This window comes from Lewinella sp. W8 (assembly GCF_004375085.3).
GTDB lineage: Bacteria > Bacteroidota > Bacteroidia > Chitinophagales > Saprospiraceae > Neolewinella.
On sequence record NZ_SNAQ03000006.1, the window covers coordinates 208,217 to 234,102 of the forward strand.

Sequence of the window (25,886 nt, forward strand, 5' to 3'; positions counted from 1 at the left end):
AACACCCTACGTACACATCACCTTATTCCGGGCCAACCGGTTGCCGACCCAAGGCCCTGTTCATAATGACCACCCACCATGAATACCCTACTGCTTAAACAAACCATTGCTTACGTCCTCTGGCCGAGCATCTTTTTTGTTTCCCTGTTTTTCCTGCCGAACCTGATGACCTTCGTGGAGGTTTTTGACGGACCTTCTTCAGATTCCGCCTGGTATTTCGTCCTCAACGATTTCCGGACCAGCATCGCAGCGGCCCTCGGTTTCGCACTCAGTATCGGGCTGTACTTTTTTCTCCGCCCTGCCGACCTAAAGGGAGCAAGGAACATTTTGATGTTTTCCGTGATCTGGTATGGCCTCCCCATCTTTAAGGGTGTCCTGATTTGGCTCAACACCAGCAACATCCTGGCCCCGGATCAAGCCACTACCATCTGGGCAACGGCAACCGCCTATCACGAGAGTATCCGGCCCCTGACGTATACCTTCTTTGCCGTAGTAACTGCTGCCCTGTTGTTCTTCGCGTATCGTTGGCGGACCCAGGAAAAAGAGGTTACCGCCCAGCGATCATAATCCGGCGGTCTTTCCGTTATTACCTCCATGAAGCACACTTTGCGTACCCTTGCCCTGCTGGGGCTACTCCTTGCGGTAGTGCCCCTTAATGCCCAGTCCCGGAAAGCACAAAAACAGTATTTCCCCAGGGTCATCCAGAAGATGAAAGTCTACCTGGGGGCCGATGCCGGACGCTTGCTGGATCAGTGTCCGGAGTGCACCGACATGAAAACCGGGGAATCCTTCCGGACCATCTACTCCACACCCCTGAAGGATAAACAGTTCGCCACGGCCGTTTTCTACGTGAGCACCCAAAAGTCCGAACTCTACGAAATGATTTTGGTCGCCAAGGAGGGCGTCGACATCGAAACCGTGGCGGCCAGTCTACTCGGCCCACCCAATCAAGGAGATGAGTGGCGGTTTTCACCCGCCCAAACCCGGCAGGACTTTACCCTCGCCGCCTGGACCTTTCGGAACAAGCTCATCATTGCCGGAGACCTGAAGGGCAGCGAATGGGAACCGGGGTTTAACGATTAGTCGCCCTATCTTCCGGGCTGGCGTTCCGTGCTTACCGGGTCCGCCGTAGTTACCGGCAATGGGACAATGAAGAGTGATGTCACTCTAGTAACACCACCCGAGTCAAATGATCAAATTCTTTCGAAAACTCCGCCGCAAGGTATTGGCGGAAGGCAAGTTCAGCCGCTATCTGGTTTACGCCATTGGAGAGATCGCGCTCGTGGTGGTAGGAATCCTGATCGCCCTGTGGATCAATAACCTGAACGAAGGCATCCGGGAAGCTCAAATCGAGACGAACTTCCTGGAGGGCTTCCGTAACGATCTGATTGCCGACGGGATTACCCTGCGGGAAATCATCGGGCACAACGAGGAAAGAATGGCTAATTCGGACTCGATCATCGCCCTACTCACCCACCGGGAGCAACTTGGCGGTATGGAACTGACCCGTTTCTACCACTGGAATTTATCCCTGGCCTTTGAGTCCTATTTTATTCCGGAGAAATCCACCATCCGCCAATTTGAGGCCAACAGCAACGGTAACCTGATTACTTCCCGGGAGCTGAAGAACAAACTGTTTCGCTACTACTCCACCTGTGACCGGGTGGAAGCCAACGTGGAAAAGAGTATTCAACTTTACCAGCACAATTTCCTCACCAGGGAAATCATCCAGAATATCCTCAGTGGGGAAATCACCAGCATTCTCATGGGCGCCGACCTGGGACGGCCAGCCTTCGACCTGGACGCGTTAAAGCAGAATTCAGCATACATTTTTGCCCTCTCCACCAAAAAGATCGCCACCAATAACCAGAATGAGGTGTATTATCAGCTACTGCATGACGTCGAGGAGTTGGTGAGGCTCACCGAAGAAGCGCTGGATCAATAGTCCGTCCACCCACCTGCCGAAATTCTCCCACCGCGGAAACTTTCCGCCTTCGTCAAGTCCTTTATCCAGCAATACGTGCAATTACCGCACTTTCTGACCCCCTAAGTGGGTGCACCAAGATCTCCCGTTATGCGATACTACCTGTCTTCTTATAAGTTCGGCGATCGGGTCGACGACCTGCGTCGACTACGGCCCGCTAACCCCCGGATTGGCCACATTAACAACGCCCGCGACTGGGTCGGAGCCGATCCCGCTCGCGCCAACAAGCACCAGCGGGAAGAAATCGGTGTCCTCAACCAACTGGGGTTTGCGGCCGAGCCCCTTGACCTCCAACACTACTTTGGTGACCGTGACGGCCTCCACGCCAAACTACGGGAGTTGGGAGCAGTGTGGGTCAGCGGCGGCAATACCTTCGTATTGCGCATGGCCATGCACCTGAGTGGTTTTGATGCGCTGTTCCGGGAGCTTCAGGATCGGGACGATTTTCTCTACGCCGGCTACAGCGCCGGTGTTTGCATCCTCTCCGCCTCCCTGGAGTCCATTGACCACGTAGATGACCCCAATAATTTCCCCTATCCCGGCGTAAATGCCCCCATGTACGATGGCCTGGGGGCCTTCCCCCACACCTTTCTCTGCCATTACGATTCGGACCATCCCGAAGCGGAGGCCGTCGCGGAAGAAATTCAGCGGTGCATCGACCGACGGTGGCTCTTCCTGGCCCTCCGGGATGGCGACGTCATCATCCATGAATAGCCAAAAAAATGAGGCAACTCCCCATTGACACCCGTCCGCTTTTCGCGCCGCTGGACCAGCGGCTGCTCCAGCTGTTAAAGTCCCTGAACGAGGTTGACTGGCATCGTCCCACGGTCGCCGGGACCTGGGTAGTCAAGGATGTCGTCAGTCACATGGTAGATACCAAGTTGCGGACCCTCTCCATTCAACGGGACCAGTACTTTGGCGATCAGGCGCCCCCGGGGAATAGTTACGCTGAGTTCGTGAGTTTCATCAACCAACTCAACGGTCAGTGGGTGCAGGCCACCAAACGCCTGAGCCCCGGAGTGCTGATCTTTTTGCTAGAAGCCATCGGGGACAGTACCTCCGCGTACTACAATTCGCTAGACCCCTGGGAACCCTCCATTTTTCCGGTACACTGGGCCGGAGAAACCAGTAGTTACAACTGGATGCACCTGGCGCGTGAATACACCGAGTACTGGCACCACCAACAGCAGATTCGGGATGCCGTCGGGCAGCCGGGTATCCTGACGCGAGAATTTTTCCATCCCGTCATCAACACCTTTTTCCGCGGCCTACCCCACACCTTTCGGGAAGTAAGCGCTCCGACCGGCACCCTGATCCAGATCAGCATCAGTTCCACGGCGGGGGGACACTGGCACCTCAAAAAAGCGGAAGCGGGGTGGCAACTGACGGCCTCCCCGGTGGCGGCACCGAATACCACCGTCAGCATCCCGGTGGATCTTTCCTGGAAGCTATTCACCAAAAGCTTGCGACCGCAAGCGGTAAAGGACCGCATCACCATTACGGGCGATCAGAGAATGGGCCGGAAAGTGCTGGAGTTAGTGGCGGTCATTGCTTAATCCTTCGATCACGGTAAAAAAATTCAGTGTGCCCGGGGAGAGATACTCCGGTTTACCGTTATTTGCTTCCGTAAAGCCATTCCCACCCTGAGGGAAAGCCGATAAACGCCTGCCAGATGAAAAGCCTTCTATTTCTCTCTGCGATCCTCTTACTGATGGGATGCTCCACGACCGCGGAGGTTCTTGAGTTTGAGGCCAACCAAAGTATGGCCATTACCGGGAAGGGGCCCGGTCAGGATGCGGTAGAGAACCCCTTCGCCGACGAAGCCAGCGTAGCGGTGGTCAATAACCGCGGGCGGTCCAGTATTCTGGCCCGGGTCAAAACCCGGGACGGCAGGTTGGGGACCACCCCCATCCCACCCAAAAAGAAACGCTCCCTGGTCATCTTACCGGGAACGGAGCTGTACCTCGACAGTCCCGCCGCGGGGAAAGTCAAAATCACCTTCAAACGATTTGAGGTGGAATGAGGAAACCCGGTGGACGGCACCCTGGATTATTCATGGCACCTGCACGCCGTGCCCAAATGGTTCCGTTGGTTTGAGGAAGGCATCCGACAGCCTCCTTCTCCCAGCCAAAATCCTCAGCGGTAAGCCCGAGCGGATCCACGAAAAGGCTTACTTTGGGGAAAACCCCAACGCCATGACCCAACCATACCACGTTCTGAACGGCGATGCCCTGAAAGAACAATTCCCCACGGATCTGGCGGGCGAAATCATTGTGGCCCGGGAATGCCTGGTGGACGGTCCGGTACAACACCGGACCCTCCTGGACTTTTTCCGCACCCGCGCAGCTTTCCTGGCCGAAGCTTACGGTGACCTAAGTTGGGAAGCCTACCAACAAGGGAGTGCCCGCGAGTTTGAGAAAATCACGCAAATCCCGGCGGACTCCACGGTCTACCTCTGGTTTGAAGATGACCTGTTCTGTCAGGTGAACTGCTGGTTCGTCGTGCATTTACTGCACCAGTTCGTTACCCGACCGAGCGTACACCTGGTGCGTCCTCCGAAGCATTCCCCCTACGGTTTTGGGCGCTACGATACGGAGCAACTCCGGGAACTTTCCACCCAAGGTATTCCCGTGACCGACACGGCGCGCTGGAGCAGGCTCTGGGAGCACTATCACCGGGATGAGCTCGCATCCTTACTGCGGCTGGCCCGGGAGATGGCGGACACCTATCCCTTCCTCCTCCCCGCCGCGGAGGCCCACCGGGACCGCCAGCCCACCGACCATGGCCCGGGCCGGCCCACCGAAATCCTTAGGACCATCATGGAGGAAACCGGGACGTCCGAGTTTGGTCCGGTCTTCCGGGAGTTCCATCAACGTGCGCCGATTTACGGCTTCGGCGACCTGCAGGTGAAGCGGCTGTTTGACGAACTGCTTTCAACCGAAGAGTGGTCATGATCCTGGACGATCCAAACTTGCCCCGGCCAGAGCCACGCCTGGCTAAACTGATTACCCCCTTTCTGGTGATTTCCGTGATTATCTTCGTGCTCTCTGGCGTGCTCATCCTGATTGAATACACGGCGGAGGAGCCCATTCCCCACGGTTTTGGTCGCATGTTTGCCGTGATGGGCTTCGGAACCGCCATCTTTTTGTTCGCCCTGGACCGGCTGATGATCGAAAAGCTTTCGCCCCGGGCAGTGTGGCTCATCGAAGCGGCCCTTTTGGTCGGCCTTTACCTTTTCGTGGGTTCCGGTCCGGTCCCCTGGTTTAGCTGAACTAGTTTTTCCACCTATTTTCATTCCCCATAACCTTAAATCACCTACCTAAACTTAACCCTGATGTATTACGAAGCAAGTAACCGGGTTGACCCGCTCCGTACGGGAGTCGGCATCCTGGTGGCCATCGTTGTGATTGTCGGCATTTCCTATCTCTACAACGCCCTCAATGCCATCCTTCCCCTGCTTTACGCCTGTATTCTGGTGTGCCTTGGTTACGGAATTCTGATTGCCCTGCTCGCCAAGGGAGTGGTACACTTTGGTAAGGTGCGGGGAAAGCAAATCGCCCTTGGCCTCACCCTACTGCTCGGGCTAGTGGCGTCCTTTACCCAGTGGGTGGCCTTCGTCACCTACATCTTTTCCGAAGAGGGTCGCGACCTATCCTCGTATTTAAACGCCATACCCTACTTCACTTCCCATCCGGGAGACCTGATGGAGGGGATCGGATTAATTAACGAAGGGGGTACCTGGACGATAGGTACATCGGGAATGAACGTCGCCGGAATGCCGCTGGCCGGAATCTGGCTGGCGGAATTGGCCCTCCTGACCGCCTACCCCGTCTGGCAGGTGCACCAGAAAGTATTTTCACCCTATTCCGAAGATCAGGGTAAACGCTATCCCCGATATGTGCTCACGGACAACTTCAAAAGCATCTACACCCCGGGAAATGCCGTGGCCGGGTTCAGCGAACGGCCCGTGGAGTACCTGAAAAGTATCCACCTGCCGGGGGCTTATCCCATTTCCAGGGTATTTATTTACTACCTCGCGGGCGAGAAAGACAGTTATCTCAGCCTCTACCGCATCAGGCTGGACGAAAAGGGCAAAGAGGCCGCCAGTCCGATCATCGAACACCTCCGTATTTCCAGTAGGGAGGCCAAGGCCATTTTAGACGCCTTCCCCCATGAGCAGGATAATCTTAGTGACATCCTTTAACGGCACGCTTACTTTGAGCGCCCAAAATGAAATCCAAATGAAAAAACTATACCTCCTCCCCCTGCTCCTGGCAACCACCCTACCCCTCGTCGCCCAGACCTACCTGGGCAAGCAGAAGGATATCGACCAGATTCTGGAAAACATTGGAAAGTTTTCCGCATCCGTGGTGGCCGGCGACTACGATAAGATTGCGGCCGCGTACACCGAGGACGGGAAAATCTTCCCGAATCGGCGGGACATTATCGGCGGCCGGGCCGCCGTCCGGCAATACTGGGTGCTGCCGGAGGGCGTGCGGACAATCACCCACAAAATCACCCCGGTGGAGATTAAGGTCAGGGGCCGGGAGGCCTACGATTACGGCTACTACGAAGGCACGACCCGGCGGGCCAACGGGGAGGAAGTCTCCTGGCGGGGTAAATACGTCATCATCTGGCGCAAGGTAGGCAAGGAATGGAAAATCTATCTGGACATCTGGAACAGCATTGATGGGTAAGGTCCCAGAATCAGTTTAACGGGGAGCGATTGGGGTAAATGCACTGCCAGCGGCCCCGGCGGGCAGGTGCCAGGAACCGGGGACGGCCGTGTTGTGTAGGCATTGAGGGGATACCTACCGACTTCTTCTCAGCAATTCCGTCACCGCCGAATGATCACCGGATAGGTACTGCTCTGGGCCCGGTCGAGGCGCAATATTTCCACCCAGTAGGCCCCGGCCGGCAAATTCCCCACCCCGATCTGGGTAGCGTTTTGAGCCTCCCGGAGCAGGACGCCCCGGCCGTCGAAGAGACGCAGACGGTAGGGGAAGCCCCCCGTCGTTTTCACGTTCAGGAGATCGCTGGCCGGATTAGGGAATAGGCTAACCTGCCGGGTCAGTTGGGGCAGAACGGTACTGGTGGTGGCCGTGGAATCCTGTCCGTCACAATTTTCGTCAATGCCGTTATCCGCAATTTCCGGTGCCCCCGGATATACGGATGGGGCGTCGTCATCGCAGTCTTCCAGGTCGAAGAAGCCGTCGGCGTCGGCGTCCGGGCTGAGGTAGTGGTAAATGTCCTGTCCGCGGCCCGGTTCCCGGAAATCCCGGAAGAGCAGGGAGAGGCCGACGTCCGTAAGCGTAAACCGGATGTCTTCGCGGAAGTCTTTTTGCGGAATCACCTGACGCCGGTTCACCGTGAAGGAATCCAGGTTGATTTCCCCGAGGAAGTATTCATCAAATTCGTCCTCCCAGTACTGTAGGCGGTCCCGGTAAAAGGTCAGGCCCGCAACGCTACCGTTGCGCTCCAGGTACCGCTCCGTACTGAGGATGTTGTTCGGCGGGAGGGCCCGGAAGGCGTAGGGATCACTCAGAGAATCTACGCCAACGTCATCGGCGTCCAGCTGGTAAATGAACCAGACCGTGTTTCCGTCCCCGTTGGTCAGGTCAAAACGTCCACCATTCCGCAGCGTTCCCGGGAGGTCCGTTACCCGCAGAACTTCTCCCTGCAGTTGCAGGTCACTGTTGAGGACGGCCGCCTTAAGGTCATAATTGAAGTCGTCGTCAAACTGTTCGTAGATGACGACCAAATCACCGTTTTGGCGCTGCACCCACCGGAAGGTGAAACCGGCTTCATCTTCGAAGACAGTGCGTAGCGGGGCCAGGAAATTGCCATCCAGGTTCAGCGGGCGCACGGCCATGGTCTGGTTGTCGTCCGTCCGGGAGCCATCCCAGTAGACATACTGGTCCTTGGTGGCATTAAACACCACTCCCCGGGTACGGGGGAGATTGGCCGTCCCTCCCAAATCGTCTAACTGATGATTCCGAATCCGACGGTTATCGCCGTCGTAGACATTAAGCATGGTGTAGGTGCGGAAGTCCCGGATCTCCTGAAAAAATAGGGCCCAGCGACCGTTGGGGCCCAGCGCAATGTCGTGTCCGGTAGAAATCCCCTCAAAGATTTCGAAGGCATCACCGACGGGATTACCGTCGGTACCGATTTCCCGGCCGTACAGTATCGGTTCGCCGTTGTCGATACCCAGCCAAACGACCATACCCGAGCCGTCATCCCGGAAGGCCGAACTGGCAACGCCTTCCGCCGCACTGAAGGTGTCGTCATTGACGAAGCGGAGGTCGTTACCGGCACCGTAATCCAGGGTCACTCTTCGCTCATTCGGAGAGGCGCTGATGTTGGTCAGGCTCCTTAGGTAAGCCGTGATGACTTCTCCGTTGACCACCACCGGAAACGGCCTGAAGCCCCGCACCGAAGTGCGCTCCCCCAACGAATAGTTGGAGCTGACGAACTGGTATTCGTCCAATTGGCTCAGGGTGGACACCACGAAACCACTGCCCAGCCTGGCAACGCGGGGGTAACGACCCCGGGAAAGGGTTCCCCCCACCGGTGCGCCGAGGTTGCGGGGCGTGCGAAGGATATTACCGCTGTTGGAGATTTCCCGGACGTAGACCTCCCCAAAGGATTCGGCCCGAAAATCCAGCCAGAAGAGCGCAAAATCGCCGTCGTCGAGCGTCACTGCGGAGGGGAACTCTGCTTCCCCGGCTTCCACGTTGGCGGTCAGCTCCCGGCGCAGCAGGTTAAAGTCCTGATCAAAGAGATTAAGCGCAATGTCGTAGCTGCGAAAACTCAACTCCCGCTGATGGGCCACCATGATGTTGCCATTGGGAGCCACGGCAATGGAAAAATTGAGCAGGTCATCAAAGGTATCAATGGTATCCAGGGGGACGGGGGCGCCGGTGGCCCCGTCGGACACACTGATGCGTTGCAGGTTGGCAATTTTTTGGCGGTCGGGGTATTCGCCGGCGAAGGCCAGTAGAAAATCGCCGTCGTTCAGGGCTGCGACGCCCGGAAAGTTGGCTTCATTGTCTTCTTCCGAGGTCTGGAGGGTGGTGGTGGGCAGCACCACGCTGCCGTCGGAGTTGAGAATGGTGTACTTGACGACCTCCCGAAATCTTCGCCCGTCGCCCCAGGCGATCATGAATTGGCCGGCGGAGTTAACGGCCAGATCAAACTCCTCCAGTACCAGGCTGTTGGGGGTCAGGTTGATGTTGTCTCCGATGTTCTGTCGGTCGGGGCCAACGAACTGGGCGTAGAGGTGCCAATATCCATTGCGGTTATCCAGCCAGGCAACGCAGAGCGTGCCGTCGGCACTGGCGGCTATTTTGACGTTACGCTTTTGTCCGAGATCGTCACCGAGGTATTCGTTGACGCGCATGGCGTTTTCTAACTGGGCAAAAGGGAGGGCATTGACCCCGAGGGTCAACAAGAGAAAAAGGAAAATTCTGGGCATGGGTATAAGGGGTGTGGTAAGTAAGGGATTCGTAAGCGTTGTGAGCAGAAGATACGGGAGAAAATCACCCGATATCGCCGGCTGATCACGGGTAAAGACGTTTTGACCTCCTAAATTTAATCAATAGAACTGATCATCACTGGTCCTCGGCAGTTCTTTTGCTCCACAGCAATTTCCCGGCACCTGCGGTGATCGCCATCAAAAGCGCCGCGCCGTAGAAAATTAACTTCAGGGAGCCGACCGCCGGCAGCCAGCGAAACCTGGCCAGACTGAGGTAGACGGCATTTTCCACGAAGTCAAACCCGTAGGCCAAAAGCAACACTACCAGCAGTATTTTTTTGAAAGACGTCAAGCGGAAATCCCGGTAATTGGGTAGCAAATAAATGAGGCCGATAAAAAAGAGCGCCCACACATCGTCCAGGAGAAACACCCCGGCATTGATGGCCCGCGTGACGGGGTTGTTCCGGTGACATTCCACGTAGCTGCGCCAACGGACCTCATCCAGCGCAGCAAACTGTACGTCACTGGTGAAGTGCTGAGGATTTATGTCTTTACCTAGCGCTTCTTCAAAACATTTGTCCCCATTTACTTCACTCGTGAAGTAAGCGTTCGCCGCCGTAAACACCAGCGACAGAACCGCAAATCCAAGAAGTACCGTGGGCCATTTCCGGGTGATCAGGTGGTGTAGTTGTTCCATGTTGGTGAAGATAAGGAGCGGATCACACCAAAGCTTCCGTCGGAAAAAATCGGTGACTTCCCCAATGATCCAAAGTAATTATGTGGGGAAAGCCTACCTTCAGGGCATGGGTACCCCACGCTTCGCACTCCGTTCCATCGTCCTTTTCCTGATTACCCTTCCGTGCCTTATGTGCGGCCGCCCGGAGCCGACTTATGCCACGCTACCCCAGAGTCCGGGCGGATTTCAGATGGCAGTGGCAGACTTTCACTGGTTGGTCGGACACTGGGTCCGGCAGGGCCAACCAACGGATACGGAAACCCACGAAATCTGGAGGACGCATCCGGATGGCGCCCTACGGGGGCATGGTTTCATCCTGCGTAATCAGGATACCGTCTGGGAAGAAAAGATGGTGTTCGCTGCGGGCCAGGACGGATGGCAACTTACCGTAGAGACACCGGGGAATGATGATGCCGTTATTTTCGACCTTACCGCTTCCGGAAACCAGGATTTCGTCGTGGAAAACCCCCAACATGATTTTCCCCAGCGGATTCATTACTGGAGGGAAGCCGATACGTTAAAGGCAGCGGTGTCTGCGGACTCTACCCTCCTGAGTTTCGTCTTCAGCCCAAAGCCCCGGTAGCTTACCGTTTGGTGTAATGATCCACGCCGGCAGCATACCCTAAAACCAACTTATTACCATGTCCAAATTGCTTTTCACCCTACTACTCGGTTCCCTGTTCTACTGGAGTTGTGGCGTTGTCCCCGCGGAAGTATCACCATCGGCGTCCCACCATAACATTGCCTTTACCCTGACGGAATCCAACAACATCAGCGTGCCGGTCGTCCTCAACCAGACGGACACCCTGCCCATGATGTTGCATACTGCCGCCAGCGGGGTCACCGTCATTTCCGTCGTCAGCGAAGATCTGCGGAGCATAGCATGGAACGGCGCCGATACCACCCGAAGTTGGGGTGGTGCCAACGAAGCACGGCGCAGCGATGGCAATATCGTTTCCGTCGGAAACGTCCACCGGGATTCCGTCACCATCTGGGAGACGACCAATTCCGGCCCCGGGACGGAGGGAAAGTTCGGGCTGGACCACTTCGCCGGGCAGGTAGTTGGCATCAACTTCAGTGAAGGAGAAATCCGACTCTACCCTACCCGCCCCGATTCGTTACCCGGCTATGAGGCCCGGGACCTACGGTTGGACGGTAGCTTTATGTTCATCACCGGCGAGATTCCGATGGGCGACTCCACCTATTCCCAGGAATTCCTCATTCACTCCGGCTACGCCGGAGCCCTACTCTTTGACGATGCCTTCACGGCAGAGGCCCGGCTGTCCACTACCCTGCCCATTACGGACCAGCAAGAACTCAAGGACTCCTACGGCAACCGCATACTTACCCAAAAAGCGACCTTGCCCAATTTTTCCCTTGGGGGCACCAGCCTGTCCGACCTCACGGTGGGGTTCTTCAGTGGAGATATTGGCCGGCAAAAGGTAAGCGTCATGGGTGGAGAAGTGATCAAACGCTTCGACTGGATTATTGATCTGGAGGCGAAAAAGGCCTGGATAAAGTATCGTGGGTAGCGGAAAATAGAGGCTACCCAATAAATTATCTGCCCGTAATTAGTAGCGCGGAAATTGACCAGCTGAAATCCTTAATTCCGGGGTCACATATATCCCGGAACTCCTATTTTATTTTTCACGCTAGGACAAAAAACCCTAACTTTCAAGAGTATCCGCGAGAAACAACACCCATTTTGTCACAATCCTAGGTCTTTTCCAGATAGGAGAGAAAATTGCTCTCAATGAACAGCTACGCTAAACAAAGCCTGGTCGGTCTGACCCTGGCTACTCTATTAATATTCAGTGGATGTTGCCAGACCGAGATGACTCCAGCCATAGGAAATGAACTGGTCGTAAAACTGAAGGACAAGGTAAGTCGAGCAGACGTTGAAGAAAAGGACTTGTACTATCTCTGCTATTCTCCAAAGGGTGGAAAATACAGTAACCAGAGGATCGTAAAGCTTGAACCCGACAATCCTCCCCGTGGCGAAGACATCCATTGCGATACGGTTACCCTCGGCACCAAAGACCTGGTTCGGGACATTAATTATCTCCTGCTCGATCATAAAGATGAGCCCTTCCAGATCAAAAAAGTCTACATCCAGCGGGACTGTGACTGTGACCCCGGGCTGTTACTGATATACTTTGATCCTCCCCCGGGAATGGACATCAATAGTGGTGTTGCCGGAAGTCGTAGTCGGGCCAAAAATCAAAACACCGGAGTCATCGGTGCCATTGGTGCGAATTACAATCTGAACTTTGGGCCAATAAATCCCCCCAACGCCCCCATCGTAAGCGATGAATGTGGGGTAATTATTCCGCAGAAGGATATTACTAAGGACGCAGCGATTGATTTTTGGAAAGAAATTGCCCAGAATCAACGTGGCTGCGTTCCAGAAGTAATTATTCCTCAAGACAGGACTAGAGATAATATCGTCAAAGTATCCATTATTGATACGGGAATAGATTATTTGTATCAATTCGACGCAAGCGCTCCAAGTCACGAACCCACGAAACATTTCTACGGCAACCTCATCGGGAATAATAGTCCTGGTAGCATCATTTTTAGCGATGATTCGGGTGGTGGCTTTACCGGTTTTGATCCCTGTCACGATTTCTTTGGATACGACGCGATTAGCCACGACAATAACCCCATTGACCGTAATGGCCACGGCACGCACATTGCGGGAACGGTCCTGAGTGGAAACCAACCAAATTCTTACGGGATCCGGGTATCCGCTCAGCAGATGGGCGACTATTACGGTGACATCACTAATGATGAATTCCGCTGCGACTTGTTTTCCGCCCTTTGTGGGATTCGCTTTGCCGTGAGGCAAAAGGCTAACATCATTAACATGAGCTGGGGATATTACGCCAAGGAACCCGATAGTTTACTGGAAGCTCACCTTCGCATGGCCGCCGATGCCGGTATCCTGATGGTAGCTTCGGCCGGTAACGACAGTACGGACGTCGACTGCTGTAATCACTGGCCCTCCGGCTTCAGTGAAATGTTTACGAAAAATATGATTTCCGTTGCGGCGCTGGATGGTCCGGGGAACACCCAGGTACTGGCATCCTATTCCAACCACGGTAACGTAGTTGACCTGGCGGCCCCCGGGACAAACATCAAAAGTGCCCTGGCCGGTAGTGGCAGCAATACCGTAGAATTATCGGGAACGTCCATGGCTGCCGCCGTGATTAGCCGCAGGGCGGCGATGTTATTTCCTCAGCAAGGCTGGTCGGCATCCGCCGTGAAGGATGCCATCCTGAATGAGTGCTCCACGAGTAGCCAAATAGACACAAAAAACCACAAATACTATGACCCGGGAGCAGAGCCGACCCTAAAGGCTGCCATCGGATACCAGCCCTAACTAAGGATTCGTACGGAGGCCAGGGCCGTAATAGCCGGAAATCTCCCCTATTGAGCCCGTATAACAGGGATTGACGCTGTGCACGAGAAAGTCTACAAACCACCAGAGTTTTGAAATTAAACATCGGATTCTCCTTAATCTTCTTGGTTACTCTGCTTTCGGGGTGTACCGAGAGCACGGAAACTGTATTCTTTTCGGGGAAGCCCATCGCTTGCCATGAACCCCACGGAAGTGAATTCTTGAGGGGAGCAATTTCCCTGGATACCCTCCGCGGCGACTCCCTTAATTTGGTCGATTCACTAATGGCATATCGGGCAACCGCTGACAGTACCGTTTCAATCCAGGAATTGGCCTACGTAAATTACTTGATTGGTCGGCACCATTATTCCTCCGAAAAGGATTCTTTAGCGCTCCATCATTACTATCTCGCTCTGGAACAAGCCAAAGCGGCTGATTCTGTATACGTTTTCTTCATTACTAAACTACATCGAAACATTGGGACCATCCATACCTACCATGGGCGCCTCGACAGCTCAATATATAACATCAAAATTGCCATCGACCTCCAGTATCTTACCGATTGCGAAATCGGCAATTCTTTGAAGGCAAGCCTATTTGATAATTTAGGTAATGGATTAAATGAGTTGGGGGACATTGAGGGAGCACTGGAATTTTTGGGGAAAAGTTCCATGATATGTGAAGAGGGAGGTGTAGATTATTACGAATGTGCCCGATTATATGCATACTACGCTAAAGTATTGCATGATGCTAATAAAATTGCTGACGCAAAGGCTGCCGTTGATCGGGGAATTAAACATCTATTTTCTCAGGACAACCCACTGGCCGACGACTCGATTTTCCTGGCTGACATCGAAGAGGCTCGTTATCTCATTGCGGATACGGAAGGCAATCTTGAAACAGCCAAAGCGGCGGCGGAACTTTGCGTTGCCATAAATCAGAAATACCGGCCTTTAGAAACGTACATGGGCCATAGCTACAACAACCTGGGCCGGCACTACGGAAAAGTTGGAGATTATATCCGTGCCATTGACCACCTGCACCGGGCCATGGAAATCTATCGCGCCAACGGCGCATTTTCGGACGTTGGCACCTGCCTGGAAAACCTGGCCGATATTGCCCTGCAACGGGGAGACACCACCCTGGCCCTGCAACACCTCACGGATGCCCAGCTGGCCTACCACGGCGTACCCGAAAAACCCGGTTTATCCTTCGCCCTTGACCGCAACCAGCTCAAAGACCCCATTCTGGAAAAAGCAAGAATTACCTATTTGCTACACGCGGACCACCCCGAGCGGGTTCCCTTTTCCTCGGTAAGCAAGCAGGTGGAAAGGGTGGACAGCATCTTTAATTTACTGCAGTATGAAGTGCGGTCCGAATTCTCCAAGCGAAATACCATCAAGGAACTCAAAACATTCTACGAGGGGCTCCTGGATTTCTCCCTGAAAGGATGGAACACCCACAAAGATTCGGCTTACCTGCACCTGGGGATCAACTGCATCGCCAAAAGTAAGGCGCAGATACTGCGGGAACGGCAGCGAAGAAGTTTCGCCCGCAACCGTTTAGTGGCAGAATCACTTAATGACCAGCGCTATTCTTTTTTATCGAATAGAAATAGCCTCATTAATACCATCCGACAGGAAAAGAATGAACAGAAAAAAGAACAACTACTGGAGGAACTGGATGAATTAGAGCTCCAAATCCGATACCTCGAAGATTCGCTTTATTACAAGACGAGCGTTCCCCTTCAGGAACAATCAATTACGCCAGTATTGACTGAACTGAGTAACGAAATTCCGTCAAACCATATGGTGCTCGATTATTTCGTGGGGCAGGAGGCCATATATCTGAGCACCCTATACCGTGGAGAATTAAGCCTGGAAAAAGTTGACGTTTCTACCGAAACCATCATCCACCGCGTGAATGATTTACAGCGGGGCCTGCGGGCGCCGGGTAAATGGGAGTGGGAAAATAATCGGGAATGGCGGGATTCTACTCAACAAAGTTTCGTGGAGGCCGCCCATTTCCTGTATCAGCATCTGGTATTTCCCTTCACCGATCGCCACCCGGCGGTGGCGTCGCTGACCATCATTCAAGACGGTCCCCTTTCCTACCTTCCCTTTGCCGCCCTCCTCACGAATACTCCCTCAGAAGAGCACCTGCATCAATACCAGGAATATCCTTTCCTGAATAAAAACTTCACCATCAACTATGAATTTTCGGCGGGCACCTGGAGTGATCGTCTCGGGGATGAATATTCCGGTGGGTCGGCGGCGTTACTGGTCTGTCCGGTGCAGGAGGAGGCGATTGACTTACCCATCATTGGGCGTGCAGATCCCGTTCCGCTGGCTCCGTTGGCCTACGCCGAAACGGAAATTGAACAGATCGCCGCTCAGACGAAGAGTGAGGAGTTACGCGGGGAAAAAACCACTGAACTTGGCCTGGGGTATGATCTCGACAAGTACGGTATTCTGCACTTTACCGGTCACGGATTGGTGTTCCCCCTGAGCATTTATCAGTCCGGCATTCTGTTGGGTGATGGATCTTCGCTGAGCAAAATGAAGCTTCTTCAACTGCCGGAATTATCGTCCATGCGGCTGAACCTGGAGATGCTGGTGTTGAGCGCCTGCGAGACGGGATTCGGGGAAATATCGGAGGGCGAAGGTATGATCAGTTTAAGCCGAGGGGGCGCGATCGCAGGTGCCAGGTCCGTGGTGGCTTCCCACTGGTTGGTCAACCAAAACTCCAAGGTGGAGTTCTTCCGGGAATACTATCAAAATCTTCGGGCGGGAGAATCACGCAGCCGTGCGCTGCAGATGGTAAAGCACTCCTTCATTGAGGGCGGAGGAGACCAATCTCACCCCTATCACTGGGCGAGTTTCACCCTGACGGGGGAAACGGCACCCCTTGATCCCGCCTTTTTCAGGTAGACGTAGTCCTAAGGGCTGGCGATCCGAAATCTCAATAGAACCACCGATGCCAGGGGGCGTCGAGCTCTTCCCGCAATGGGCCAAGCCACGCTTCGGGCCAGGATCCGGTGAGGTTATCTGAGATATCTTTCCGGACGGCGAGGTCCGCCATCATGGTATTCCAGCGAGCCCGTTGCTTCTTTTCTTCCGTCAGGTTCTCGTCTTCCAGGACCCGTTCGAATTCCTGGCTGGCTCTCGCATAATCCTTCAGCAAAAAGGCCGCGTGGGGGAGAAAATACCTCGCCGTAGTGCCATAGTTTGGGTTATCGGACAGGGCGATAAGCACCTCCCGGGAACGCTCGTACTGGCCGGCGAAAAAGGCATCGGTGCCCTGGCTCATAGTAACATCGTTATCACCTCCCCCCGCAACGCTGGGGTCCAGGGGCATCAGGAAATGCCGGTTGGCAATCGCTTCGGGAGAGTGATTTTGGTACTGCCACACGCCCCAGATACCGAGTAGCAACAGGACGGAAGCCGCCGCCGCCCATAGATATAGTTTCCTACCCGTAGGCTGTTTTGCCGGAGCCGGAGCAGGGCGCGCTACCTTTAGCACCGTATTAGCCAGAACCCCGGCCCGTTCGCTGATTAATCCTCCCCGAATTGTTTCGTATTTGTCCGCCCATTCCCGCAACTCGGGATGCTCCCCGATCTGCCGGGCCACCTCCGCCGCTTCCTCGGTACTCAGCTCTCCGAAGACATAGGCTTGCACCTGCGCTTCGTCGACACCACCATTTTTGTCCGCCTCTTTCATTGAGTTACTTCTTAATTTGTTGAAACGCTTGCCGCAAACTCTTCATACATCTTGCCTTGGTCGTGCCCACACTCAGCAGGTCCATATCCAACACCTCAGCCAATTGCTTATAGGAGGCTCCTTCAAGATAATACAGGGTGATAATTGCTCTACATCTGGGTTCCAGGCTCTTCAGCATCTTTCGCACACTCCGCACGGAATCTTCTACTCCGAACAGTTCGTGCAACCGATACAACTCAACCATATTATCCAGGGTCGCTTCCGTATTATGACATATTTCCTCAGTTTCTTTTAATTCTTTTTCGAAATTACCGTTCTGATTTAATTCAGCAATGGGCGATTCCGGACTACGTTGATCGCTGTTCCAGGCATCCGCCGCCTTATTAAAAAAGATGGTTTTGAAATACTGGTAGAAGCGGGCCGAATGCTTGTTTTCCTTGCGCGGAAATTTCTTCACCAATTCAATCATGGTTTCCTGATAGAGGTCCTCGAACTCAATTACTGAAGCGTAATTGGTGTAGGAAAAATCCGTTCGCGCGGGTTCCCGAAAGGCGGTCGTAATGGCGTTCAGGGCCGCATCACGCTTTTCCGCCCCCAGGTCAATCAAACAAATTTTACTGAGGTAATTGATGGTATTGGTGTGGGGTACGGACCAGTCGTAGTCCGGAAAGCCCATGCGACCAAACGCCAGAAAAATGGACCATAAGGGGTCTTTTATGGGCCACCGCACGCCCCCCAGTTCCAGGGAGGATTTGAAGCGCGCGAAGGTCTGAATCGCGGCGTGATCAATATCTTCTTCGGCAATTCCCTGTCCTCGGAAATGGGCCTCCAGGGAGTTCAGGTAATGATTAAATACTAAGTTGACGGAGTCCTCATCCCGGTTATTCTTCAGGAAGGTAAAAAGCGCGTAATCGTCCGGCGATATTCTTCGTTTTGGTCGCTGCTTATTTTGTTCAGACCCCTCTTCCAAGCTGATTTTTTTTCTAAATAACGGATTTTTTTTGATTAGGCTGTCACAAATCCATATCCACCCCGGATAGGAGGAGTAATTGAAGTCCCTTCCCTCCTTTTTCGGGGAAGAAATGACTTGAATTACCAAAAACGTACAAACAGCAATGTATTGGGAACCCCTCCGCGGAGGGGCCTGACGGAGCTATGCATACCCAAATAAATATCCTACTAAAATCCACTAATGATGGACCAATCAATGTACTCCAACTGGGATACGAGCACGGATAACGGGCACGATGATTTGCTACACCAGCATGAATCGCCCTTTTCCCTGAATACCCCGGTTGTGGAAAACGAATTTGTTACGGCCCCCGCGATTGATGCCTACATCGAACGCGAATCTCCGTTCTTCAACCCCTTAACCACCGCCACTGCGGAAGGAGAGTCTTTTGGCCCTCAGGAGCAAGCCTTCGTGCAATTTCTCGACGAGATTCAGGAGGATGAATTCAGCGAGGCCATCGTGGACCTGGCCAACGAGGCCGAACGCTACCTGGCCGAACACGTCTCCTCCCAGCACACCAGCAACCAGCTGCGCGACGCTCAGATGGAGGAGGAAGTCCTCACCAATCACTTCCAACCCCTGGCCGTTGCCTCCGAAAACCTGATGGATCACTTGATGCGGGACTTCGCCAAGCTCGATCAGGAAACGCTCACCGAAGGCCAGATTGACGACATTTTTGAACGCTACGAGAGCAACCACTCCCTGGGCAACCCCGTCTTCGAGGAATTCCTCAAAAAGCTTTGGAAAAAAGCCAAAAAGGCGGCCAAGGGAGTAGCCAAGGTGGTCAAGAAGGGCATCAACATCGTTAAGAAGTTGAACCCCATGAATCTGGTGCTGGGGCGCCTGAAGAAGATGGCCCGCGGCCTCCTCGGCAAGATCGTGCGCAAGGTCATCAACCGGCTTCCCCAGATGCTGCGGAACCCCGCCCGGATGCTTGCCCGTAAGCTGGGCATTAGCGCAGAACTGGAACTGAACGAAATGGAGGAGGCCGAGCTCATGGTCGAGGATCAGGAATTTGATCTGTCACCCGTCCTCCCCCCCGCCAGTGCCGACCTCGAAATTCTTGAACAGGAATTCAACCTTCGTTTGGCGGAGCAAACCTTCGCCAATACGGAGGAAGAAGCCGATCAGATTCTGGCAGCCTACAACGACACCCGCCAGGATCTCCAGGACCGTGAAGCGGAGGCACGCTTCGAACACGCTCGGGAGCGCCTGATTGAAGCTCTGCAAACCGCCCAGAGTCCCGAGGAAGTTCGTCCGCACGTAGAGGAATTCGTCGGCACGGCCCTCATGGTCCTACGGTGGGGTATTCGCATCATCGGCCGTAAGCGCGTGATCAACTTCATTTCCGGCCTGTTCACCAAACTCATCGCCCGCCTGATCGGCAAGAAGTACGCCGCGCCTCTGGCCCGGACCCTGGTGTCCAAGGGTTTCTCCCTGCTGAACCTGGAGGTCTCCGAGCACGAGGCCGATACTGCCGCCGCCGAGTCCATCGCTCAGGTGCTGGAGGAAATCACCTACCACACCACCGGACTCAGTGCCGAGGTCCTGAACGATCAGGAACTGCTGGAGCAGGAAATCGTCGAGCAGTTTTCCGCCCTCGTGGCGCAGAACTTCCCCTCGGACATGGTCCAGGAGGAACTCCGGGAAAGCGAAGTCGGAGCCGCCTGGGTACTGCTGCCCCGCCGTGGACGCCGCCGCTACAAAAAGTACAGCCGGGTCCTGGAGGTCAACCTTGATCGTGCCAAAGTGCGGGGCATCAAAACTTTTGGTGGACAGTACCTGCAGAGCTTCCTCCGCCGGCGCCATCAATTGGGTGGTTCCTACAAGGTTCGCGTCAAGGTGCACATTTACCAGGCCATTCGCGGCACGACCCTCAGCCACATCTCGTTGCTGGAGCGCAACGTCCGGGGCCTGGGATCCAGCCGCCGTTCGGCCTGGTCCCAAATCCACCCCCTCACGCCACAGGTAGCCGGTCAGCTGCTGGGCAATCCACGGCTGGGTAGCCGGGTTGCCGCCCGCTGGCTTTCCAACCGCAACCGCATTCAGGTCGGCCAGCGATTCTACTACCTGGAACTGGTGAGCCAGGCCGCCGGAACGCCCCCGGCACCCGTGCGTCCGCAACCACCACGTCCCGTGCTTCCCGGCATTCCTTCCGGCGTGACCAAAGACGATGCCTACGTGAAGCTGGACTTCACCCGGTCCACCATGACCCTGGCCCTGATGATGACCGAGGCGAAAGCTGCGGAAGTAACCCGTCGGATTAAAGCCAACGACTACCTCGGGGCGGCCACGACCTTCCGGACCTCCATCCGGGATGCGCTCAACAACATCCTGCTCAAGGACATTGGCCGGCACGTGAAGGTCGTCATGGAACTCTCGGAAGATCAGTACCTGGAAGACTTCCTGGGTAAGCTGCTGAAGGCCGGTGGCCGCATCGTCGGCGGCGCCGCGAAGGAAGGGCTGAAAATGGCCGTCAAAAAGATCATCCAACGCCTGGTGAAGTTGGCCGAAAAGGCCCTGGCTAATCACCTGCGCCGCCTCCGCAACGACTTCATTCGCGCCCAGGAAAACGGAGCACAGGGTCTCACCCTTCACCTCGTTTTCGTTGACATGCCCGGCATGGCCCTCATCCGCACCCTGTTTAAACTCAAGCAAGGTCGGCCCGTGAGTGTCGGAGACGTTACCGGAACGGTCATCCCGGCCATCCCCACACCCGACCTGCGCATCTTCCCGGGTCGTAAGTCACTGTAATGAGCCTACATCTCATCCGACAGATCGACCACTGGCAGGCGGCCACGCAACGCCTGAGCGACTTCCAGGGACTGGCTTCGGCCAGCACCTGGGAGCAGCTCGAGCGGTATACCGACACCTTCCTGCGCGCCCGTCTGGGTGCCTCCGTCAGGCGCCTCCAGCAGGAGGCAGATCACCTGATGCAGCTGGCCAGACAAGAGGGAGCCCGGGAGGAGGACATCCTCCGCGACCTACAACAGTTGCGGCGGCGGTACCTGGCCACTGAAGTCACCCTGGACTACTTCGGCGACGCCATCAACACGCGCACCAATCCCAGCTTGGGCCGTCATCTGGCCGCCCTGGATAAGCTCGCCGGCGCAGCCATTGAGCGGGCTCTCCGGCCCCTGGGCCACCTGGTGCCCCCCGTCATGACCTACATCGACAAGGGGCTGGGAGCTTCCATCCTGAAGGCGGGCCTCCGGCTCTGGGACCAGCGGGGCGTAAACCCCGTGGCGGTGATCAAGGTCGTGCGGCACAACATCTATCGCCCCACCGCCCTGATCCACGAGGCCGGGCACCAGATCGCCTACGCCCTGAACTGGAACGCCGAGCTGGCCGAGGTGCTGAGAAGAGAGCTTTCATCCGAAAGTCCGGTCATTGGCAACTTATGGGCGGGATGGTCTTCGGAAATTGCCGCCGATGCCTTCGCCTTTGCCTACACCGGATACGGCGCCGTAGCGACCCTGCACGACGTCCTTTCCGGCGGACCGAATCTCGTCTTCCAGTACCGTCCCGGCGCGGTGCATCCTATGCCCTATCTGCGTACGCTGTTGGGTATCGAAATGTGCCGGCTGGCCTTTGGCAGTGGCCCGTGGGATGACCTGGAACGCAACTGGATTGCCAGCAATCCACTCCATCAACTGGAGGGTGAGATCATTCCCTGGCTAAAACTGAACCGGCTTATGGTTCCCAAAGTAGCGGCCATCGTCCTTCAGCGCCCCATGCGGGCGTTTGGCGGGAGTTCGCTACAGCAGTACCTACCCATTCAGGAAGTACACCCCAGAAACTTGCTTCAGTGGGGAAGCCGACTCGGGCCACCAAACGCCTGGCCCGTCAGTGACCTCCGCAACAACAGCCTCCGATTACTGGCCCTCTCCGTTTATAAACAGGTAACCGAAAGCTACCAGAGCCCCGCCTTCCGGCGGGAAATGGACCACTGGTTTTCCCGACTTACGGATTGGCCGTCACTCCATCATTCACAACCACAAACCGCCCCCGCCCTCCTGGGGGAATACTAAACCTAATCCGTCATGGCAACGAGAAACGATAAGAATAAGCCCAAAACCGCCCCGGTAACCCAGGCTGCCAGCCAATCTGCGAAAAAAACCGTGCAGGCGGCAAAGCAGTCCCGGGAAGTACGCCCGGTACCTGATCCCGAGCAACGCTGCATCACCTTTACCCCCGAACAATTCAAGGAATTTATGGGGATGTGGAAGGAGATGTGCAAAGAGCAGAAGGATAACCGGCCGGATTGCCCCCCGGAAGACCCCAAAAAGAAGGAGTTTGAATGCCGTAGTAACCGGATCAAATCTTCGATGGGAATCGGTGCTCCACCTCCGCTGGAGGGTAGCTCCGTTGCGAAGGACATCGAAAAGATTAAGGCCGATGACAAAGGAGATGAATGCGAGGAACCCAAGAAAGTAGTTCCTCTATCCTGAGAAATCTCCAACGTCCATCAACCTACCACCATTAAAATTTAGCAATCATGTTTGCAAGACTTGCTCAAGAATATTTCGCCGGAAATGCCCACGACTTGTTGCATCTCCACCCCGCCCAGCTGGCCAACTTCCTGGAGGGCATTTGGGTAAACGCTCCACGAAATGCCCAGGGCCGCGGCCCCAACAACCGGCCACGTCCGTATGAACTGGTGAACATAAATTATCCATTATTGCAGGGTTCCCCAACCACCAATATGAATAATACTACCCGGGGGTATACTGCGCCAGCCACCAACCTTTCCACGTTAACGCCCCGGGTAGACTGGCAGCATCTGATCTACGCCTACATGCTGGAAAACACGCGGATGACGCAGATTTTCTACCGGGTGTTGACGGCCTTCCTCACCGGGGAAACCCTGAATACACCCTCTCCCGCCACCCAGGCCTGGCTGCGCAATACCGAGATGTTGTTCTACCGCCATTTGCCCGGGTTTTATACCTACGCGCTGCGCAGTGAAATCCGCCCGGACGCCGAAGCCACCCGCCGAAATGCCTACTACCGTATGTTCGGCATGGACCTGGTGCACGGTACGGACAGCAATAAGGCCTACCCGTTCACCAAGCCCCAGCACTCCAACCGGGATTTTGTGCCCACCATTGAGAAACTGCTGCGGGAATTCTACCAGGCGGTGATCAACCAGTCCAATACCTCCGGTACGAACAGCACCGACTTTGCCTCCATCGCTACCCTGTGCACCAACCTCCGCAACATGCTGCAGGTCCGCCGCCAGGGAGGAAACCTGACGCGGGAGGAATTCAATGCGGTCGCCATGATGTCCTGGTTCCACTTTACCCTGGAACAGGGAACCCATCCGCTCATCAGCGACCTGGGGGCTACGGCCAACAGCCCCGAAGACCGCCTGATCAAGGTGGGCCAGAAAGTCGGGTTAGCGGCCAATCCCCAATCCGGTAGCTTCTTTGACCTGGCCAACCTGCTGTCCAGCTTCCTCCTGCAAATTGAATCCGGACAGCTGGACACCGTTAGTGCGGTACAGACCGCCCTTGGCACGGTGGGTTTCCGCCAGGACATTACCAACATCATCACCCAATGGTCCAACGCCACCAAACGCGACATTAAAGCCATCAAGACCAGCCGCCAGCTGGTCGCCGGCTAAACCCGACACCTAAAACCTTTTCCGATGTTTTTTTGCGCCTGTGTACTCCCCCATTTTTGGGGCGAGGACGCAGGTGCAATGCTTTTATTAAAATGCCCTGCGATTGGGAGGTCGAGTGAATGACTCCGGAAAATAAGTGGCCTTCCATTACCTTGCCCTCGAACCATCATCCCTCCCATGCAAGTTTTTCGTTCGATCCTTCCGGTACTTTTCCTGCTTTGCGGCGGCGCTCTGGGTGCCCAGGTCCTTCCCGATTCCTGGCACGGCCAGTGGCGGGGCACGGTCGATATCTGGTCCTACGGCGTCAAAGTGGACTCCTTTCCCATGGCCCTCACCATCCGCCCCGAGGGAGACCGCTGGCAGTTTGTCATCAACTACCGGAGGAATCCCGACCAACCGGATGTTCGTCGGTACCAACTGGTCGCCCTTGATGGGGAGAAAGGTCACTTCGCCATTGACGAACAGAACAGCATTTTGTTGGACACCTACCTCGTCGACGATTGCCTCCTGAACGTTTTTGCGGGTATGGGCAGTAGCCTGCAGACCCGCATCTGCCACGAAGGCGATTTCCTCTCCTACGAAATCACTTCCAACTTCGATGCCCCCGAACGGGTCAGCGGGGGTGAAGTTATGGGGCAGGATACCGTGCCCGAAATCAGGAGTTACACCGTCTACAACCAGATGAAGGCCCGACTACGGAAGGACAACGAGGAATAAGAATTACTTTGGGGCATCCCCCAATTATCTTCATTCCGTTCTCTTTCCGACATGAGTAAATTTTTCGTCCATCCCGACATCACCGAAGCCGAAACGCTCCCGGCCGCCTTTTACCGCAGCCAGGAAGTATTCGAGGCGCTCCGGGAAAAGGTATTCACGCGCACCTGGCAGTGGATCGGAGACGCCCACACCCTGATTCCCCTACCGGAATCCGTGTATCCACTCCACCTCCTGGACAACTACCTCACCGAACCAATGCTGTTGGTGCGGGACGCCGAAGATGACATTCGCTGCCTGAGCAACGTATGCACCCACCGGGGGAATATCATCCGGCAACATCCCGGCAAATCCCGTCAGTTGATCTGTGCCTACCACGGACGCCGCTGGAATCTGGACGGCAGTTTCAAATCGATGCCCGAGTTCAAAGAAGCCAAAAACTTCCCCCGGCCCTGCGACAGCCTCCACCAGTTTCCGCTGCGAAAATGGGGTGACCACCTGTTCGTGGGGCTTGAACCCGGCTTTGACTTTACGGAGGTGATAAAAGTGATGGAAGAACGGGTGGGTTTCTTACCCCTCCGGGAGTTTAAACTGGATCCGGTATCCAGTAAGGATTACTTGGTTAACTGTCACTGGGCCCTCTATTGCGATAACTACCTGGAAGGCTTTCACATTCCCTTCGTCCACGAAGGTCTGAATAAGCTCCTGGACTACGGGCAGTACACCACCAAACTTTACGACCACCTCAACCTCCAAATCGGCTATGCCGAAAGTGGCGAGCAATCCTTCGATCTCCCGGAGGGCCACCCCGATTACGGCCGGGAAGTAGGTGCTTACTACTACTGGGTTTTCCCTAACCTGATGTTCAACTTCTACCCCTGGGGATTATCGGTGAACGTCGTCAAACCCATTAGCATGAATAAGACCAAGGTGTCGTTTATCACCTACATGTGGCGGGAAGAAACGATGAGTGAAGAAGCCAGTGCCCTGATGGACAAGGTGGAACGGGAAGATGAGTTTGTGGTAGAAGGGGTGCACCGGGGCCTGAAGTCAAGGTACTACCGGGCCGGCCGCTTCTCCCCCACCCGCGAGCAGGGCGTGCATCATTTTCACCGGTTGTTGGCGCAGTATTTGGACGCGTAAGACCTGATGGTCAATATAAAGATGTCCTGATTTATGTAACGGAGCGTGGATTGACGTCATGAAATAACAGTTTT

The 25,886-nt window shown here is 55.1% G+C and carries 24 protein-coding genes; 20 read left to right on the plus strand and 4 right to left on the minus strand.

All coding sequences use genetic code 11. The features are described 5' to 3' along the window. The first annotated feature begins 78 nt into the window (after positions 1–78). The 10 genes from E1J53_RS09115 (at position 79) to E1J53_RS09160 (ending at position 6,681) form a co-directional block, all read left to right on the plus strand. The gene (locus E1J53_RS09115) at positions 79–567 is read left to right on the plus strand and encodes a hypothetical protein (protein WP_134272625.1); all 489 of its coding nucleotides are present in this window, start codon (positions 79–81) and stop codon (positions 565–567) included. A gap of 27 nt (positions 568–594) precedes the next feature. Further along, complete coding sequence (locus E1J53_RS09120) at positions 595–1,083, plus strand: hypothetical protein (RefSeq protein ID WP_134272626.1); 489 nt, start codon at positions 595–597, stop codon at positions 1,081–1,083. A gap of 106 nt (positions 1,084–1,189) precedes the next feature. Next, entirely contained in the window at positions 1,190–1,945 is a 756-nt protein-coding gene (locus E1J53_RS09125) for a DUF6090 family protein (protein WP_134272627.1), read from the plus strand. Positions 1,946–2,074: 129 nt separating this feature from the next. Then, positions 2,075–2,698, plus strand: coding sequence for a Type 1 glutamine amidotransferase-like domain-containing protein (locus E1J53_RS09130; protein WP_134272628.1), 624 nt, complete (start codon positions 2,075–2,077; stop codon positions 2,696–2,698). An 8-nt stretch (positions 2,699–2,706) separates the two neighbouring features. Then, positions 2,707–3,540 (plus strand): maleylpyruvate isomerase family mycothiol-dependent enzyme, encoded by an 834-nt coding sequence (locus E1J53_RS09135; protein WP_134272629.1) that lies wholly within the window; start codon positions 2,707–2,709, stop codon positions 3,538–3,540. Positions 3,541–3,656: 116 nt separating this feature from the next. Next, positions 3,657–4,007, plus strand: a complete 351-nt coding sequence (locus tag E1J53_RS09140) for a hypothetical protein (RefSeq protein WP_134272630.1) — start codon at positions 3,657–3,659, stop codon at positions 4,005–4,007. Positions 4,008–4,179: 172 nt separating this feature from the next. Then, on the plus strand, positions 4,180–4,938 hold the full coding sequence (locus E1J53_RS09145; protein WP_134272631.1) for a DUF1835 domain-containing protein: 759 nt from the start codon (positions 4,180–4,182) through the stop codon (positions 4,936–4,938). Further along, positions 4,935–5,255 (plus strand): hypothetical protein, encoded by a 321-nt coding sequence (locus E1J53_RS09150; protein ID WP_134272632.1) that lies wholly within the window; start codon positions 4,935–4,937, stop codon positions 5,253–5,255. The genes E1J53_RS09145 and E1J53_RS09150 overlap by 4 nt, the downstream gene beginning before the upstream one ends. Before the next feature lie 63 nt (positions 5,256–5,318). Beyond that, positions 5,319–6,188 (plus strand): hypothetical protein, encoded by an 870-nt coding sequence (locus E1J53_RS09155; RefSeq protein ID WP_134272633.1) that lies wholly within the window; start codon positions 5,319–5,321, stop codon positions 6,186–6,188. A gap of 37 nt (positions 6,189–6,225) precedes the next feature. Continuing rightward, positions 6,226–6,681: a DUF4440 domain-containing protein gene (locus tag E1J53_RS09160; protein WP_134272634.1), complete on the plus strand. Its 456-nt coding sequence runs from the start codon at positions 6,226–6,228 to the stop codon at positions 6,679–6,681. A 140-nt stretch (positions 6,682–6,821) separates the two neighbouring features. Here the strand turns inward: E1J53_RS09160 and E1J53_RS09165 are convergent, their stop codons facing one another. Then, positions 6,822–9,461, minus strand: a complete 2,640-nt coding sequence (locus E1J53_RS09165) for a MopE-related protein (RefSeq protein ID WP_134272635.1) — start codon at positions 9,459–9,461, stop codon at positions 6,822–6,824. Between the two features lie 136 nt (positions 9,462–9,597). Then, positions 9,598–10,158: a hypothetical protein gene (locus tag E1J53_RS09170; protein ID WP_134272636.1), complete on the minus strand. Its 561-nt coding sequence runs from the start codon at positions 10,156–10,158 to the stop codon at positions 9,598–9,600. A gap of 64 nt (positions 10,159–10,222) precedes the next feature. Here E1J53_RS09170 and E1J53_RS09175 point away from each other — a divergent pair, with 64 nt between their 5' ends. The 4 genes from E1J53_RS09175 (at position 10,223) to E1J53_RS09190 (ending at position 16,527) form a co-directional block, all read left to right on the plus strand. Then, positions 10,223–10,780, plus strand: coding sequence for a DUF6265 family protein (locus E1J53_RS09175; protein WP_134272637.1), 558 nt, complete (start codon positions 10,223–10,225; stop codon positions 10,778–10,780). Between the two features lie 58 nt (positions 10,781–10,838). Then, entirely contained in the window at positions 10,839–11,729 is an 891-nt protein-coding gene (locus E1J53_RS09180; RefSeq protein ID WP_134272638.1) for a hypothetical protein, read from the plus strand. Positions 11,730–11,950: 221 nt separating this feature from the next. Beyond that, complete coding sequence (locus tag E1J53_RS09185) at positions 11,951–13,579, plus strand: S8 family serine peptidase (RefSeq protein WP_134272639.1); 1,629 nt, start codon at positions 11,951–11,953, stop codon at positions 13,577–13,579. 758 nt (positions 13,580–14,337) lie between these two features. Further along, a complete protein-coding gene (locus E1J53_RS09190; protein ID WP_173021415.1) occupies positions 14,338–16,527 on the plus strand; it encodes a CHAT domain-containing protein in 2,190 nt (729 codons plus the stop codon). Positions 16,528–16,558: 31 nt separating this feature from the next. On the opposite strand, the gene E1J53_RS09195 is transcribed toward E1J53_RS09190, so the two are convergent. Together E1J53_RS09195 and E1J53_RS09200 are read right to left on the minus strand one after the other, a co-directional pair. Beyond that, positions 16,559–17,317, minus strand: a complete 759-nt coding sequence (locus E1J53_RS09195; protein WP_134272641.1) for a hypothetical protein — start codon at positions 17,315–17,317, stop codon at positions 16,559–16,561. 4 nt (positions 17,318–17,321) lie between these two features. Further along, positions 17,322–18,287 (minus strand): RNA polymerase sigma factor, encoded by a 966-nt coding sequence (locus E1J53_RS09200; protein ID WP_134272642.1) that lies wholly within the window; start codon positions 18,285–18,287, stop codon positions 17,322–17,324. A 222-nt stretch (positions 18,288–18,509) separates the two neighbouring features. On the opposite strand from E1J53_RS09200, the gene E1J53_RS09205 reads away from it, so the two are divergent. From E1J53_RS09205 to E1J53_RS09230, 6 genes are all read left to right on the plus strand, one after another. Further along, the gene (locus tag E1J53_RS09205) at positions 18,510–21,083 is read left to right on the plus strand and encodes a hypothetical protein (protein WP_134272643.1); all 2,574 of its coding nucleotides are present in this window, start codon (positions 18,510–18,512) and stop codon (positions 21,081–21,083) included. Continuing rightward, on the plus strand, positions 21,083–22,360 hold the full coding sequence (locus E1J53_RS09210) for a hypothetical protein (protein WP_134272644.1): 1,278 nt from the start codon (positions 21,083–21,085) through the stop codon (positions 22,358–22,360). Before E1J53_RS09205 ends, E1J53_RS09210 begins: the two co-directional genes overlap by 1 nt. A gap of 12 nt (positions 22,361–22,372) precedes the next feature. Further along, positions 22,373–22,780 carry a hypothetical protein gene (locus tag E1J53_RS09215; RefSeq protein WP_134272645.1) on the plus strand — a complete coding sequence of 136 codons (408 nt, stop codon included), beginning with the start codon at positions 22,373–22,375 and terminating at the stop codon, positions 22,778–22,780. Positions 22,781–22,827: 47 nt separating this feature from the next. Further along, on the plus strand, positions 22,828–23,955 hold the full coding sequence (locus E1J53_RS09220) for a hypothetical protein (RefSeq protein ID WP_134272646.1): 1,128 nt from the start codon (positions 22,828–22,830) through the stop codon (positions 23,953–23,955). 177 nt (positions 23,956–24,132) lie between these two features. After that, positions 24,133–24,672, plus strand: coding sequence for a hypothetical protein (locus E1J53_RS09225; protein WP_134272647.1), 540 nt, complete (start codon positions 24,133–24,135; stop codon positions 24,670–24,672). 51 nt (positions 24,673–24,723) lie between these two features. Next, on the plus strand, positions 24,724–25,812 hold the full coding sequence (locus tag E1J53_RS09230; protein WP_134272648.1) for an aromatic ring-hydroxylating dioxygenase subunit alpha: 1,089 nt from the start codon (positions 24,724–24,726) through the stop codon (positions 25,810–25,812). The last annotated feature ends 74 nt before the right edge of the window (positions 25,813–25,886 follow it).